The following is a 14044-nucleotide window of genomic DNA, read 5'->3' on the forward strand; positions in this document are numbered from 1 at the left end:
GATCCGCCCGTTCGCCGTCCCGCGCCGTCCGACCCCTCGTCCACGGGAGCCGCCGTCATGCACGACGACCGCAACATCACCGAACACCGCCTCCGCCGGGTCCTGCACGAACGCATCAAGCCCGCCGTCCGCACCCGCCCGGTCCCGCTCACCGTCGAGCGCTGGGAGGCCCCGGGCGAGCCCGTTCCCGTAGCCGAGGCGCTGGCCGCCCCCTACCGGCCCTGCGCCGCCGGCGACGCGTGGGGCCCCGCCTGGGGCACCACCTGGTTCAGGGTCACCGGCGCCGTACCGGCCGACTGGGCGGGCCGTACGGTCGAGGCCGTCCTCGACCTCGGCTTCGACCGGATGATGCCGGGCTTCCAGTGCGAGGGACTGGTCCACCGCGCCGACGGGAGCGAGGTCAAGGCGCTCAACCCGTACAACGACTGGGTGCGGGTGGCCGACGCGGCGGCCGGCGGCGAACGCGTCGAGTGGTACGTCGAGGGCGCCTCCAACCCGGTCCTGGTCGACCACGCCCCCACGTACGAGGGCGACCGGCTCACCAGCACGGACCAGCCCCTGTACCGGATCGCCCGGATGGACCTCGCCGTCTTCGAGACCGAGGTCTGGGAACTCGTCCAGGACCTCGAAGTCCTGTACGACCTGATGACCCAGCTCGACGGGGCCGACGCCCGTCGCTACGCGATCCTGCGGGCCGTCGACTCCGCGCTGGACGAGGTGGACCTCGCCGACGTCCCCGGCACGGCCGCCGCCGCCCGCTCCCGACTCACCACGGTGCTCGCCGCCCCCGCGAACGCCTCCGCGCACCGGATCAGCGCGGTCGGCCACGCCCACATCGATTCGGCCTGGCTGTGGCCGCTGCGCGAGACGGTGCGCAAGGTGTCCCGGACGGCGTCCAACATGGTCGCCCTGATGGACGAGCACCCCGAGTTCGTCTTCGCCATGTCGCAGGCCCAGCAGCTCGACTGGATCAAGACCCACCGGCCCGAGCTCTTCGAACGGGTCAAGAAGAAGATCGCGGACGGCCAGTTCGTGCCGGTGGGCGGCATGTGGGTGGAGTCCGACACCAACATGGTCGGCGGCGAGGCCATGGCCCGCCAGTTCCTCTACGGCAAGAAGTTCTTCCTCGACGAGTTCGGCATCGAGACGCGCAACGTCTGGCTGCCCGACTCCTTCGGCTACACCGCCGCCCTGCCGCAGATCGTCAAACTCTCCGGCTCCCGCTGGTTCCTGACCCAGAAGATCTCCTGGTCGCAGGTCAACGCCTTCCCCCACCACACCTTCTGGTGGGAAGGCATCGACGGCACCCGCGTCTTCACCCACTTCCCGCCCGTCGACACCTACAACAGCGACCTCGGCGGCGCCCAGCTCGCGCACGCCGCCCGCAACTACCGTGAAAAGGGACGGGGTTCGCGTTCCCTCGCCCCCTTCGGTTGGGGCGACGGCGGTGGCGGCCCCACCCGTGAACACCTGGCCCGGGCCCGCCGCCAGCGCGACCTCGAAGGTTCCCCGCGCGTGGAGATCGAACGCCCCGACGCCTTCTTCGAGAAGGCCCGCGCCGAGTACGGGGACGCGCCCGTCTGGGCCGGCGAGCTGTACCTGGAGCTGCACCGCGGCACGTACACCTCCCAGGCCAAGACCAAGCAGGGCAACCGGCACAGCGAATCCCTGCTGCGCGAGGCCGAGTTGTGGGCGGCCACGGCCGCCGTGCGCGTGCCCGGCTTCGGCTACCCGTACGAGGACCTGGAGCGGCTCTGGAAGACCGTCCTGCTCCACCAGTTCCACGACATCCTGCCCGGCTCCTCCATCGCCTGGGTGCACCGCGAGGCGCGCGCGACGTACGCGAAGGTACGGGAGGAACTGCGCGGGATCGTCCTGGCCGCGCAGCTGGCGCTGGCCGGGGAGGGCACCGCGGAGCTGGTCTTCAACTGCGCCCCGCACGCACGCCGCGGCATCCCGGCGGGCGGCGCGGGCGTGCCGCGGGAGGAGGGGCGGCCGGTCACCGTGGAGGAGCCGCCCGGCGGCGGGCACGTCCTGGCCAACGGGCGGCTGCGGGTGCGGATCGACGGCCGCGGGCTGATCGTGTCTGCGTACGACCTGGAGGCGCGCCGCGAGGCGGTGGCCCCGGGACGGGCCGCGAACCTGCTCCAGATCCACCCCGACTTCCCGAACATGTGGGACGCGTGGGACATCGACTCCTTCTACCGCAACAGCGTCACCGACCTCGTGGAGGTGGACGCGCCGCCGCAGGTGGCGGCCGGTCCGGACGCGGTGACGGTCCGCGTCGGCCGGTCCTTCGGCCGCTCGTCGGTGGTCCAGTCGATCACCCTGCGGGCCGGGGCCAAGACGGTGGACATGGTGACGGAAGTGGACTGGCACGAGACGGAGAAGTTCCTGAAGGCCGCCTTCCCGCTGGACGTGAAGGCCGAACGGTCCGCCTCCGAAACCCAGTTCGGGCACGTGTACCGGGCGACCCACACCAACACCTCCTGGGAGGCGGCCAAGTTCGAGATCTGTGCGCACCGGTGGATCCACGTGGCGGAGCCGGGGTGGGGCGCCGCCGTCGTCAACGACTCCACGTACGGCCACGACGTGACGCGCGACGTGCGCCGGGACGGCGGACAGACCACCACGGTCCGCCTCTCCCTCCTGCGGGCCCCGCGCTACCCGGACCCGGAGACCGATCAGGGCGTCCACCGCCTGCGCTTCTCGCTGGCGCCGGGCGCGCGGATCGAGGACGCGGTGCGCGAGGGCCACGCGCTGAACCTGCCGGAACGGGTGGTCCCCGGCGCGGGCCCGGTCGCCCCGCTGATCGCGGTGGACGAGGACGCGGTCGTCGTCGAGGCGGTCAAACTGGCCGAGGACCGCAGCGGCGACGTGATCGTCCGCCTCTACGAATCCCGCGGCGGCCGCGCCACCGCCACCCTCACACCGGACTTCCCGATCACGGCGGCGATCGAGAGCGACCTCCTCGAACGCCCCCTGGACGGCGCGGCGGTGGGCGCGCCGGCCCCGGACGGCGCGACCGTCCTCACCCTGCGCCCGTTCCAGATCGTCACCCTCCGGCTGTGCCGCCGCCGTGAGTAGGCTGTCCGGATGAACGAGATCGGCATAGCCCCCGACCGGGACGCGTGGCGCGCGGGCTTCGAGGCCCGCGTCCTGGCCGGGTACCGGTCCGCCGGATGCCCGGAGCCACTGGCCCGGGCCCTGCTGGAACGCGCGGTGCGGGGGATCGACGGCTGGACCGTGGCGACGGACGGCACCGGCTGGATCGCGGTCGAGCTGAGCGGCGGCGACGGGGACGACGGGGGAACCGGGGCGACGGTCGGCCGGATCCACGACCTGACGGCGGCGCAGGGGCGGCCGTGGGCCGAGCGGTGGTGCGCCGAGCGCGGCGCGGAGCGGGTGGAGGTGCGCCTCACGGGCGGTCCGGGAGCGTTCGCCGACTACCCCCTCCGGGGGCGGAACATGATGCGCGCCGCGGCCGAGCGGCCCGGGCTGCCGACGGGTCTGACGGTCCGCCGGCTCACCGAGGAGGAGTTCCCGGGCTGGTACGCCGCGGAGGAGGCCGCGTACGTCGCGGACATCGTACGGTCCGGAGCGCTGACCCCGGAGCAGGCGAAGGCGAAGTCCGACGAGGACTTCGCACGGTACCTCCCGCAGGGATACCGGACCCCGGGGCACGCGTTCTACGCGATGGAGGCCGAGGGGCAGGTGATCGGCACCGGCTGGGTGAACCACGGTTTCCTGCCGGGCGTGACCTTCGGCTTCTCGCTGGAGGTCTACGAGGAGTACCGCGGCCGGGGTTACGGCCGGGCCGCGATGGCCGTCGGTGAGTGGGCCACCCGGCAGGGCGGCGACGAGGCGATGATGCTCAACGTCTTCGGCGGCAACGAGGTCGCGATGCGGCTGTACGACAGCGCCGGCTTCACGGTGCTGGAGGAGTTCCGCTCGATCGACCTGTAGCGCCTCCGCCGGTGCCCGCGGCGGCCCTCCAGACCTCCGGGTCGTGGCGGTGGTTGCGGTGTCCGGCGGCCAGTACGCTGCGCAGCGGCGCCGCGTGCGGGGTGCCGGCCGGCAGTTCCAGCCGGTCGAGCAGGACGAGGGCTCCGGCCGGGTCGAGGTCCCCGTAGCTGTCGTGATAGCCGAGCAGGAGGGCGCGGAAGACCGCGTGCCGCAGCCCGGGGACGCCTGCGGCGGCCCGGAGGGTGGGGGCCTTGGCCTCCCACGGGACCGGGCCGGAGTTCTCCAGGACCCGGCGGGCCCGGCGCAGCAGCGGTTCCGGCGCCCCGGGCACCAGCCGCTCGCGGTCTTCGCCGAGGACCCCGGCGAAGGCTTCCGCCGAGGTCCTGTGGTCCTCGAACCAGGTGCACCAGAGGGAGGAGAGGAGGGCCTCGCACTCCGGGACGGCCTCCAGCCGCCGCCGGTACCCGCCCCACAGGGCCTCCGCGGGAAGCGGGCCGCCGACGCCGGTGTGAGCCTGGTGGATCTGCCCGATCACCAGGACGTGGTCGCCGAGCACCTCCATCAGCCCCATGGCCACGCGCAGCCGGCCGGCCGCGTCGAGTTCTTCGTCGGTGAACGCCATGCAGCCGAGGCCCTCGGCGACGTGGTCGCGGGTCAGCGTGGCGGCCGGGGGCTCGGCGTCGTACCAGGTCTCCTCGCCGACCTGGGTGATGCCGTCCTCGGCCAGCCACCGCCGGGCCGTTTCGGCGTCCGGGAGCTCCCCGAGGAACTCCGCGACCACCGCGGTGAATGCACGGGGTGCCGCGGTGTGGATCAGGTGGCCCACCGGGATGGTGTGCAGGCGGGCGCCGGGGATGCGGCGGACCAGTTCGGCGATGCTCTCCCGCGGTACGTGGCTCGTCGGGCCGCCCGCCACCACCAGGGTCGGGGCCGTGATCCGGCCCAGGCCCGCCAGCCAGGCGGGGTCCGGCCGGTCGAGCCCGGCCCGGACGGCGAGCACCATCTCCCAGTCGAAGGGCAGCTCCCCCTCGGGGCGGACCGGTGCGGGCGCCTCCCGGGGCAGCGGCGCGGGGGCGTCCTCCAGGACCAGCCGGACCACCCGCCAGGGCCGCGCCTGCGCGACGAGGTGGGCCACGACCCCGCCCATGGAATGGCCGACCAGGTCCACCCGGTCCAGGCCGAGGGCGTCGAGGAGGGCGATGACGTCGTCCCGCATGAGTTCCAGGGAGTAGTCGCCGGGGCGGTCGCTGCGACCGTGCCCGCGCAGGTCCACGGCGTACACCCGGCGCTCCCGGTCGAGCACCTCGCGTACGGGGGCCCAGTCGCCGGCGCGTTCGCCCAGCGCGGGCAGCAGGAGCAGCGGGTCGCCGTCCGGAGGGCCGGAGACCTCGTACGACAGGCGTATCCCGTTCGCCGTCACCATGTGCCGATCGATCATCGGGCAGACGCTACCCGTGCCGGGGTCGTCCGTGAACTGCGCCACAGGGGGCGGCGGCGCGGGCCCGGGGTTGCGGGCTCCCTGCGAGGGCGGCGGTCGCGCGGACCCGCCCCCGGTTATGCACCTAGTTGCAAAACCTGTCCCGCCTCGCTAGAACAGGTTCATCACCCCCGCGCGAGGAGACGCCCACCCATGAGCCCGTACCCGCACCTGCTGAGCCCGCTCGACCTCGGGTTCACCACCCTGCCGAACCGCGTGATCATGGGCTCGATGCACACGGGCCTCGAAGAGCACGCGGGCGGCTTCGAGCGCCTCGCGGCCTTCTACGCCGAGCGCGCCCGCGGCGGCGCCGGTCTGATCGTCACCGGCGGCATCGCCCCCAACGACGCGGGCCGTCCCTTCGAGGGCGGCTCCCGCCTCACCACCGAGGAGGAGGCCGCCGAGCACCGGGTGATCACCGAGGCCGTGCACGCCGAGGGCGGGAAGATCGCGATGCAGATCCTCCACTTCGGCCGCTACGCCTACCACAAGGACCTGGTCGCCCCCAGCGCCATCCAGGCCCCCATCAGCCCCTTCGTCCCGAACGAGCTGACCGACATCGAGGTCGAGCGCACCGTCGAGGACTTCGTCCGCGCCGCCCGCCTCGCCAAGCTCGCCGGCTACGACGGCGTCGAGATCATGGGCTCCGAGGGCTACCTGGTCAACGAGTTCATCGCCGCCGCCACCAATAAGCGCACCGACCGCTGGGGCGGTGCCTACGAGAACCGCGTGCGTTTCCCGCTGGAGATCGTCCGCCGCACCCGCGCCGCCGTCGGCGAGGACTTCATCCTCATCTACCGCCTCTCGATGCTCGACCTGATCCCCGGCGGCTCCACCCTCGACGAGGTCGTCCACCTCGCCAAGGAGATCGAAGCCGCCGGCGCCACGATCATCAACACCGGCATCGGCTGGCACGAGGCCCGCATCCCCACCATCGCCACCTCCGTCCCGCGCGGCGCCTACACCTGGGTCACCAAGCGGCTGATGGGCGCGGTCTCCGTACCCCTCGTCACCAGCAACCGCATCAACACCCCCGAGATCGCCGAGGAGATCCTCGCCGACGGCCGCGCCGACCTGGTCTCGCTGGCCCGCCCCTTCCTCGCCGACGCCGACTTCGTCGCCAAGGCCGCGGCCGGCAGCCCCGAGACCATCAACACCTGCATCGGCTGCAACCAGGCCTGCCTCGACCACACCTTCAGCGGCAAGATCACCAGCTGCCTGGTCAACCCGCGCGCCTGCCACGAGACCGAACTCGTGCTGTCCCCGACCCGGACGAAGAAGCGCGTCGCCGTCGTCGGCGCCGGCCCGGCCGGCCTCGCCTGCGCCGTCTCCGCCGCCGGACGCGGCCACGCCGTCACCCTCTTCGAGGCCTCCGGCCACATCGGCGGCCAGCTCGACGTCGCCCGCCGCATCCCGGGCAAGGAGGAGTTCGAGGAGACCATCCGCTACTTCGGCAACCAGCTGACGGCGAGCGGCGTCGAGGTCCGCCTCGACACGCGCGCCGACGTCGAGACCCTGACCGGCTTCGACGAGGTGGTCATCGCCACCGGCGTCACCCCGCGCACCCCCGCCATCGAGGGCGTCGAGCGGGACGGGGTCGTCAGCTACCTCGACGTCCTGCGCGACGGCGTCCCCGTCGGCGAACGCGTCGCCGTCGTCGGCGCCGGGGGCATCGGCTTCGACGTCGCCGAGTTCCTCACCGACAGTGGCGAGGGCGCCTCCCAGGACCCCGCCGTCTACTTCCGGCACTGGGGCGTCGACACCGCGTACGCCGGTCCCGGCGGGCTCACCGCCCCCGAGCGGCCCGCGGCCCCGCGCCGGGTGACCCTCCTCCAGCGCAAGACCACCAAGGTCGGCGCCGGCCTCGGCACCACCACCGGCTGGATCCACCGCGCGGAGCTCAAGCACCGCGGGGTGGTCTCCGTCGCCGGCGCGACGTACGAGCGGATCGACGACGAGGGCCTGCACATCACCGTCGACGGCGAGCCGCACCTGGTCCCCGCCGACACCGTCGTGCTGTGCACCGGACAGGAGCCGCGCCGCGAACTCCACGAGGCACTGCGCGCCGCGGGGATCGAGGCGCACCTGATCGGCGGCGCCGACGTGGCCGCCGAACTCGACGCCAAGCGGGCCATCCGCCAGGGCACGGAGCTCGCCGCGCGCCTCTGAGCCCCCGGGGCAAAGGAGTTGTGGCGGTCCGGGCAGGGCCGCCACAATCTCCGGGTGACGCTGACACCGGCAGACGCGGACAAGATCCTCCACGACAACTTCGCCCCCTGGGTGCTCGCCCTCGGACTCACCGTCGAGGAGACGGGCGAACGGCACGCCGTCCTGCGGCTGCCCTGGTCCGAGAGCCTGGCCCGGGACGGCGGCGGACTCAGCGGACAGGCCCTGATGGCCGCCGCCGACACCGCCACCGTCATCGCGATCAGTGCCGCGCGCGGCGCGTACGGCCCGATGACCACCGTCCAGCAGTCGACGAGCTTCCAGCGGCCCGTGACCGGCTCCGACGTGCTGATCGACGTACGGATCACCAAACTCGGCAAGCGGATGGCCTTCGCCGACATCACCCTGACCCCCGACGGCGGCCGGGAACCCGCCGCCAAGGCCTCCACCGTCTACGCCCTGCTCGGGTGAGCGGGGGCACCGGCCGACCGGAGCGGGATCGGGATCGGGAACGGGATCGGGAACAGGATCAGGATCACGATCAGGACCGGGATCAGGGGCCGGTGAAGCTGAGCCGGAACAGGGACTTCACCGTCTTCTGGCTCGGCCAGGCCCTGTCCGTGCTCGGCGGCTCCGTCTCCCTGCTGGCGCTGCCCCTGCTGGTCTTCGACGCCACCGGGGACGTGGGCCAGCTCGGGCTGCTCACCGCCGTCTCCGGGGCCACCGGGATCCTCACCGGCACCTTCGCGGGCTCCGTGGTCGACCGGACCGACCGGCGGCGGCTGATGATCGGGTGCGACCTGCTGCGCGCCGTCCTGCTCTGCGCGCTGCCCCTGCTCTGGGCGGTCACCCCGCGGATCTGGGTGCTCTACCTCCTGACCGTGCCGGTGGCCGTCCTCAAGACCCTGTTCGACGTGGCGTACGTGACCGCCGTCCCGGGCCTGGTCCCGCCGCGCGACCTGACCGCCGCCAACGGCCGCCTGATGAGCACCTTCGCGTTCGGGACCCTCCTCGGGCCGGTGGCCGCCGGCCTGATCACCACCGGCGCCGGCGCCGGCTGGGCGCTCGCCGTGGACGGGGCCACCTTCGCCGTCTCGGCCGTCACCCTGCGGTGGGTGCGCTTCGGCCGCCACGGCGACGGGGAACACCGCCCGGCCGCGGGCGGCGGCTTCCGGGAGAGGTTCCTCGCCGGGTTCCGCTTCCTGTGGGCGCAGCCCGTGCTGCGCTCCCTGACCGTCCTGCTGACCCTCCTCACCTTCGTCACCATGGGCGCCACCGACCTGCTGATCTTCCGCGTCCGGCACGACCTCGGCCGCTCCGCCGCCACCCTCGGCTACGTGATCGCCGTCAGCGGCCTCGGCGCCGTCGCCGCCGCCTTCGCGGCCGGGCGGCTGCGCCGCGCCCTGGGCTTCGGCACCTGCTGGCTGGGCTCCGTCGCGCTGATCGCTGTGGCCGTCGTGGTCACCGGGGTCAGCGGGAGCGTGCCGGTGGTCGCGGGGGCGTCCGTGGTGTTCATGTTCGGACTCACCCTCGGCGGGGTCTGCTCCATGACCCTGCGTCAGGAGATCACCCCCGAACCGCTGCTGGGGCGGGTCACCTCCGCGTTCTGGACGGTGCACAACGCCGCCGGGCCGGTCGGGGCGGCCGTGCTGACCCTGCTCGCCCGCCGGCACGGGGTACCGGCGGTGAGCCTGGCCGCCGGTGCCCTGTGCCTGCTGATCCTCGGCGCCGGGCTGCTCACCCCGCTGCGCGGCAGCCGTCCCGGCCCCGGGGGCACGCCCCCGGACGCCGCGGGCGCGCGCCCGGGACGCGGGTCCGGGATCGCGAGCCCGTAGCGGGAGCGGGCGGAGCCGGATCCGGGTCAGAAGCGCTGCGGCGCCGCCGGGAACGGCAGCGGCAGCGGGCGCTGCGGCTGCGGCGCCGCGCCGCGTTCGCCCCCGGCCGCAGGCGTCCGGCAGGTCACGTCCTCGGCCGGCAGCCGGCCCGTGGACAGGTAGGCGTTGACCGGCGCGTTCGCACAGGACCTCGGATCGGCCAGGTAGACGCCGTGCCCCTCGCCGCCCATCGCCAGCACCATCCGCGAGCCCTTCAGCGAGCGGTGCAGGCCCTGCCCGCTGACCAGCGGGGTCTGCGAGTCCCACTCGTTCTGCACGGTCAGGACGTTCGCCCGGGTCTTCATCGGCGTCACCGCCTCCCGCGGACGCTCCCAGAACGCGCACGGCTTGATATTGGAGGCCATGTCCCCGTACAGCGGGTACCGCCGCTCGTCCTTCACCGCGTCCCGCCGGTACTGCTCCGGATCGCGCGGCCAGGCGTCGGTGTCGCCGCACACCACCGACCAGAAGACGGCGGTGCCGGTGTCCGGGGCCGGCCCGGCGGGACGCAGGGCCTTCATCAGCTCCGCCGCGGAAGGGCCCGACGGCCGCGGCCCGCTCTCGGCCGCCGCCTTGAGCGCGCTCACCATCGGGGCCGCCGTCGCCGGGTAGAAGAACACGCCCCGGGCGGACCGGATGTCGTCCCCCGTCAGCTTCCGCCCCTCCAGCTCGATCGGATCGCGGTCGGCGCGCGCCACCAGGTCCCAGAAGGTCCGCGACACCGCCTCCGCGGTGGTCCCCAGGTGGTACTCGCCGTCCCGCTCCGCCGTCCACCGCGCCCAGCGCCGGAACGCCGGTTCCGCCTCGGTCGCCCACACCTGGATCATGCCGCGCCACACGCGTTCGGGGTCGACCCCGCTGTCGAGGACGAAACGGTCGGTCCGCTGCGGGAACATCTGGGAGTACACCGCGCCCAGGTAGGTCCCGTACGAGTAGCCGACGTAGGAGACCGTGCGCTCGCCCAGCGCCGCGCGGATGGCGTCCATGTCGCGGGCGGTGTTGCGGGTGGTGATGTACGGGATGACGTCGCCGGCCTTCTCCCGGCACTTGTCGGCCACGGTGCGCGCCCAGGCCACGTCGGAGGCGTAGGTCTCCGGCCGGTAGGCCCGGTCGACGTTCTGTTCGGCTTCGCTGAGCCCGCAGGTGACCGGAGAACTCCGGCCCACCCCGCGCGGATCGAAGCCGATCAGGTCGTACCGCTCCCTGACCTCCTTCGGCATCGACTCCTCCATCATCAGCGGCAGGTCCAGGCCCGTCCCGCCGGGACCGCCCGGGTTCATCAGCATCACCCCGTGCCGTTTGGCGGTGTCCGGGGTCTTGATGCGGGATATCGCGAGATCGATCCGCCGGCCCTCGGGCCGCCGGTAGTCGAGCGGGACCTTGATCGTCGCGCACTCGTACGAGGCGGGCTGCCCCGCGTCGCACCGGTGCCAGGAGGGCTTCGGAGGACGGTGGCCGTCGGCCGGGGCGGCCGCCGCCGCGTTCGCGGACACGAGGGGGAGGGCGGCGGCGAGGAGACCGGCGGCGGCGAGCAGGGGCGCGAAGCGCGGTACGCGCGGATGCGGGCTGAGGCGCACGAAGAGCCGTTCCTTTCGGAGAGAGGGGGGCGGTTCCCCGCTCACGATGGAGTACGCGGCGTCCGGGCGAATCATCCCTCAGGGCGGCCCTCGTGCTCCTCACGAATGAGCGGAATTCCGGACAACTGGCCGACGCGCCGCGCCCCTTGACGCCCCGTCCACCGTGTCCCGCCCCCTCGCCGGTGGCATCGGCCGCCGCCGGGCTACAGTCGCGCCATGCGCATCGTCTCCCTGCTGCCCGCCGCCACCGACATGATCGCGGAGCTCGGTCTCACCGCCGATCTGGTCGGCCGCACCCACGAGTGCGACTGGCCGCCGCGCGAGGTGGAGGGCGTACCCGTGGTCACCCGGGCGCAGTTCACGGCCGAGGAACTCAGCAGCCGGGAGATCTCCGACGCGGTCGGCGGGGCCGCCCACTCCGGCTCCTCCCTCTACACCCTCGACACCGGGGCACTGGCCGCACTCGCCCCCGACGTCGTGCTCACCCAGGACCTCTGCGACGTCTGCGCCGTCTCCTACGCCGCGGTCTCCCGCGCGGTGCGCGTCCTCGACGCCGGCTCCCGCGTCCTGAGTCTGGAACCGCGCACCCTCGACGACGTACTGGAATGCCTGGTCACCGTCGGCGACCTGCTCGGCGTGCGCGCGGAGGCGGAGCGGAGGCGGGACGCGCTGCGCGCCCGGCTCGACGAGGTCGAGCGGCTGACGGCGGGACGGCCCCGCCCTCGCGTGGTCACCGTGGAGTGGCTCGACCCGCTCTGGCCGGCCGGACACTGGGTCCCGGACCAGATCGCCGCGGCCGGCGGGGAACCCCTGCTCGCCGCGCCCGGCGAGCACACCGTGCCGATGACGTGGGACGCGGTCCGGGCGGCCCGTCCCGACGTGCTGCTGGTCCTGCCCTGCGGTTTCGCGCCCGAACGCACCTTGCGCGAGAGCCACTTGCTGACGGAGCTGCCCGGCTGGGCCGAGCTGCCGGCCGTCCGGGCGGGCAACGTCTGGGTGCTCGACGGGCCCGCGTACTTCAACCGGCCCGGCCCGCGCGTCGTACGGGGCGCGGAGGTGCTGGCGCACGTCCTGCACGGGGTGCGGGCGGGCGAGCCGGTCACCGCGGCCGAGGCGCGGCGGCTGGGCTGAGCGGGCTGGCCGAGCGGGCGGGCCGAGCGGGCGGGCCGACCCCGCCGCACCGGGGCCGGACCCGGTGCGGCGGGGCGTCAGTGGCCGTGGGCGGAGGAGGAGTGCTCCGCGGGGGAGTGCTCCGCCGCCGAGGGGTCGGCCGCTGAGGTGCCGGCCGCCGAGGGGTCGGCGGCCGAGGGGGAGTGGCCTTCGTGGGAGGTGCCGCTTTCGAGGGTGCCGCCCAGCCGGTCGTGCAGAGCGGTCAGGGCCTGCGCCGACGGGCCGGTGACCACCCAGCGGTCGCCGACCAGGTAGACGCCGCCGTAGGTCCGGGTCTCCGCCAGCCAGGAGCGCAGGCCCTGATCCGCGGCGAAGGTGGCCACGCTGTAGGCGCCCTGCGCCGTCTCGCAGGCTCCCTGGCGCAGTTCGTCCGCCTCGACGCTCAGCTCGGCGGTGCAGCCCAGCACGCCGGCGATCTCCTCCACGGAGATGCCCGGGGCGCCCGGGGCGCCCTGGGCGCCTGGGGCGCCTGGGGCGCCTGGGGCGCCCGGGGAGGCCGGGGCGGCCTTCGCCGCCGGTACGGAGCCGGCCGCCGCGTCGGCCCCGTGCGGCGGCCGGCTCTCGCCACAGCCCCCGCACAGCAGCGAGGCGCACATCACGGCAACGGCCGTCAGGAGGCGGCCCGTCGGTCGGTCGGTGGACGGCATGGGACAACCTCGCTGACGGATCGGGAAGGGGGTCGTGGTGCCCGACGGGGAGGGGGGCCGGGCACCACGGGATCGGGGGTGCGGGCCGCTCTATCCGGCCGCCTTCGTCTTCTTGCCCTTGTCGGTCACGGCGAACCAGAGGCCCTGCTTGTTCTGTCCGTTGATGTCTCCGGGTTCCTTGTCCCCGGTGAATGTGTAAACCGGCCAGCAGTCGATCGTCAATTGTTCCGAACCGTCGGGCCGTTTCACCGATCCGACCAATCCGGCGGCAATTCCGTTCACCTTCGTCTTGTCGATCGCGGGGGCCGGTTTCCAGGTGTCGAGGCAGGCGTCGAGGCAGCCGAATTTCATCGGCCAGGCGCTGTCCTTGTCGAACCGGTAGAGGGTGCGCCCCTGGGCGTCGGCGAGGATCGGACCGAGCTGCGCGTTCTGCCGCACCGACAGCGAGACCTGCGGCTGCGCCGGCGGCTGTTCCGTCGTCCCGGAGCCCGTGTTCATGCCCGCGCCGGTGCCCATGTCCATGCCCCCGCCGCCCGCGCCCTTGGACGCGGTGGACGGCTTCCCGTCCGGGCCCAGCGCGTGCCAGGTGCCGCCGACGCCCTCGCCGAGCGTGTCGCCCGCCTTGGTGTCCTTCGCGTAGCGGTACACCGGCCAGCCGCCCAGCGTCAGCTGCCGGGTGCCGTCGGCGCGGGTCACGGAACCGAGCAGGTCCGCCTTGACCCCCGCCCCGGCAGAGGCGTCGTCCGCCGACACGGCGGGCCAGACCTTGGCGCAGTCCCCCTCGCAGTTCGACTTGGGCGGCTTCGCCGTGTCCTTGTCGAACCGGTAGAGGGTGAACCCCTCGGCGTCCGTGACCACCGAGCCCAGGTCCGCGGCCTCCCGTACCTTCAGTTCCCCGGCCGCCCCGCCCTTGCCGGCCGCCGCGGCCCCGCCGGCCGGCGCGGCCCCGGTATCGCTTCCGTACCCCGGCAGCGATCCGGAGCCCGAGCCGTAGCCCGAGCCGTAGGCGTCCAGCGCCTTGCTGTCACCCACCGGCTGCACGGAATCCCCCTTCGCGGAGGACTTGTCCGAGAGCCCGCACCCGGCCGTCAGCAGCAGTACCGCGACCGCCGACCCGGCGAGTATTTCACGGCGCATTCTCTTCACGGTCTCTCCTTCGGTTTGGGT

The 14044-nt window shown here is 73.8% G+C and carries 10 protein-coding genes; 6 read left to right on the forward strand and 4 right to left on the reverse strand.

The genetic code is table 11. From position 1 onward, the window contains the following. Window positions 1-57 precede the first annotated feature (57 nt). Together AB4039_RS20120 and AB4039_RS20125 are read left to right on the forward strand one after the other, a co-directional pair. The gene (locus tag AB4039_RS20120; RefSeq protein WP_442271395.1) at window positions 58-3087 is read left to right on the forward strand and encodes an alpha-mannosidase; all 3030 of its coding nucleotides are present in this window, start codon (window positions 58-60) and stop codon (window positions 3085-3087) included. A gap of 9 nt (window positions 3088-3096) precedes the next feature. Continuing rightward, entirely contained in the window at window positions 3097-3966 is an 870-nt protein-coding gene (locus tag AB4039_RS20125; protein WP_442271396.1) for a GNAT family N-acetyltransferase, read from the forward strand. Here AB4039_RS20125 and AB4039_RS20130 read toward each other — a convergent pair. Further along, a complete protein-coding gene (locus tag AB4039_RS20130) occupies window positions 3929-5404 on the reverse strand; it encodes an alpha/beta fold hydrolase (RefSeq protein ID WP_442271397.1) in 1476 nt (491 codons plus the stop codon). The genes AB4039_RS20125 and AB4039_RS20130 overlap by 38 nt on opposite strands. Window positions 5405-5596: 192 nt before the next feature. Between AB4039_RS20130 and AB4039_RS20135 the strand changes: the two genes are divergently transcribed. The 3 genes from AB4039_RS20135 (at window position 5597) to AB4039_RS20145 (ending at window position 9444) form a co-directional block, all read left to right on the forward strand. Continuing rightward, the gene (locus AB4039_RS20135) at window positions 5597-7612 is read left to right on the forward strand and encodes an NADPH-dependent 2,4-dienoyl-CoA reductase (protein ID WP_266845797.1); all 2016 of its coding nucleotides are present in this window, start codon (window positions 5597-5599) and stop codon (window positions 7610-7612) included. Between the two features lie 54 nt (window positions 7613-7666). Next, entirely contained in the window at window positions 7667-8080 is a 414-nt protein-coding gene (locus AB4039_RS20140) for a PaaI family thioesterase (RefSeq protein WP_266845796.1), read from the forward strand. Between the two features lie 92 nt (window positions 8081-8172). Further along, window positions 8173-9444: an MFS transporter gene (locus tag AB4039_RS20145; RefSeq protein ID WP_442271398.1), complete on the forward strand. Its 1272-nt coding sequence runs from the start codon at window positions 8173-8175 to the stop codon at window positions 9442-9444. 26 nt (window positions 9445-9470) lie between these two features. Here the strand turns inward: AB4039_RS20145 and AB4039_RS20150 are convergent, their stop codons facing one another. Then, window positions 9471-11060, reverse strand: coding sequence for an alpha/beta fold hydrolase (locus AB4039_RS20150; RefSeq protein WP_442271399.1), 1590 nt, complete (start codon window positions 11058-11060; stop codon window positions 9471-9473). A 216-nt stretch (window positions 11061-11276) separates the two neighbouring features. Between AB4039_RS20150 and AB4039_RS20155 the strand changes: the two genes are divergently transcribed. Then, complete coding sequence (locus tag AB4039_RS20155; protein WP_266845793.1) at window positions 11277-12191, forward strand: cobalamin-binding protein; 915 nt, start codon at window positions 11277-11279, stop codon at window positions 12189-12191. 77 nt (window positions 12192-12268) lie between these two features. Here the strand turns inward: AB4039_RS20155 and AB4039_RS20160 are convergent, their stop codons facing one another. Both AB4039_RS20160 and AB4039_RS20165 read right to left on the reverse strand, forming a co-directional pair. Next, window positions 12269-12877 carry a hypothetical protein gene (locus AB4039_RS20160; RefSeq protein ID WP_442271400.1) on the reverse strand — a complete coding sequence of 203 codons (609 nt, stop codon included), beginning with the start codon at window positions 12875-12877 and terminating at the stop codon, window positions 12269-12271. A 90-nt stretch (window positions 12878-12967) separates the two neighbouring features. Then, on the reverse strand, window positions 12968-14014 hold the full coding sequence (locus tag AB4039_RS20165; protein ID WP_442271409.1) for an SCO0930 family lipoprotein: 1047 nt from the start codon (window positions 14012-14014) through the stop codon (window positions 12968-12970). Window positions 14015-14044: the final 30 nt, after the last annotated feature.

The sequence above is a fragment of the Streptomyces sp. M-16 genome (assembly GCF_052114405.1).
Lineage (GTDB): Bacteria > Actinomycetota > Actinomycetes > Streptomycetales > Streptomycetaceae > Streptomyces.

Bases quoted from the DNA above. Each gene is read 5' to 3' on its own strand.
- AB4039_RS20160 (WP_442271400.1), bottom strand. From the start codon at position 12,877: ATGCCGTCCACCGACCGACCGACGGGCCGCCTCCTGACGGCCGTTGCC.
- AB4039_RS20125 (WP_442271396.1), top strand. From the start codon at position 3,097: ATGAACGAGATCGGCATAGCCCCCGACCGGGACGCGTGGCGCGCGGGC.
- AB4039_RS20130 (WP_442271397.1), bottom strand. From the start codon at position 5,404: ATGATCGATCGGCACATGGTGACGGCGAACGGGATACGCCTGTCGTAC.
- AB4039_RS20120 (WP_442271395.1), top strand. From the start codon at position 58: ATGCACGACGACCGCAACATCACCGAACACCGCCTCCGCCGGGTCCTG.
- AB4039_RS20135 (WP_266845797.1), top strand. From the start codon at position 5,597: ATGAGCCCGTACCCGCACCTGCTGAGCCCGCTCGACCTCGGGTTCACC.
- AB4039_RS20165 (WP_442271409.1), bottom strand. From the start codon at position 14,014: ATGCGCCGTGAAATACTCGCCGGGTCGGCGGTCGCGGTACTGCTGCTG.
- AB4039_RS20155 (WP_266845793.1), top strand. From the start codon at position 11,277: ATGCGCATCGTCTCCCTGCTGCCCGCCGCCACCGACATGATCGCGGAG.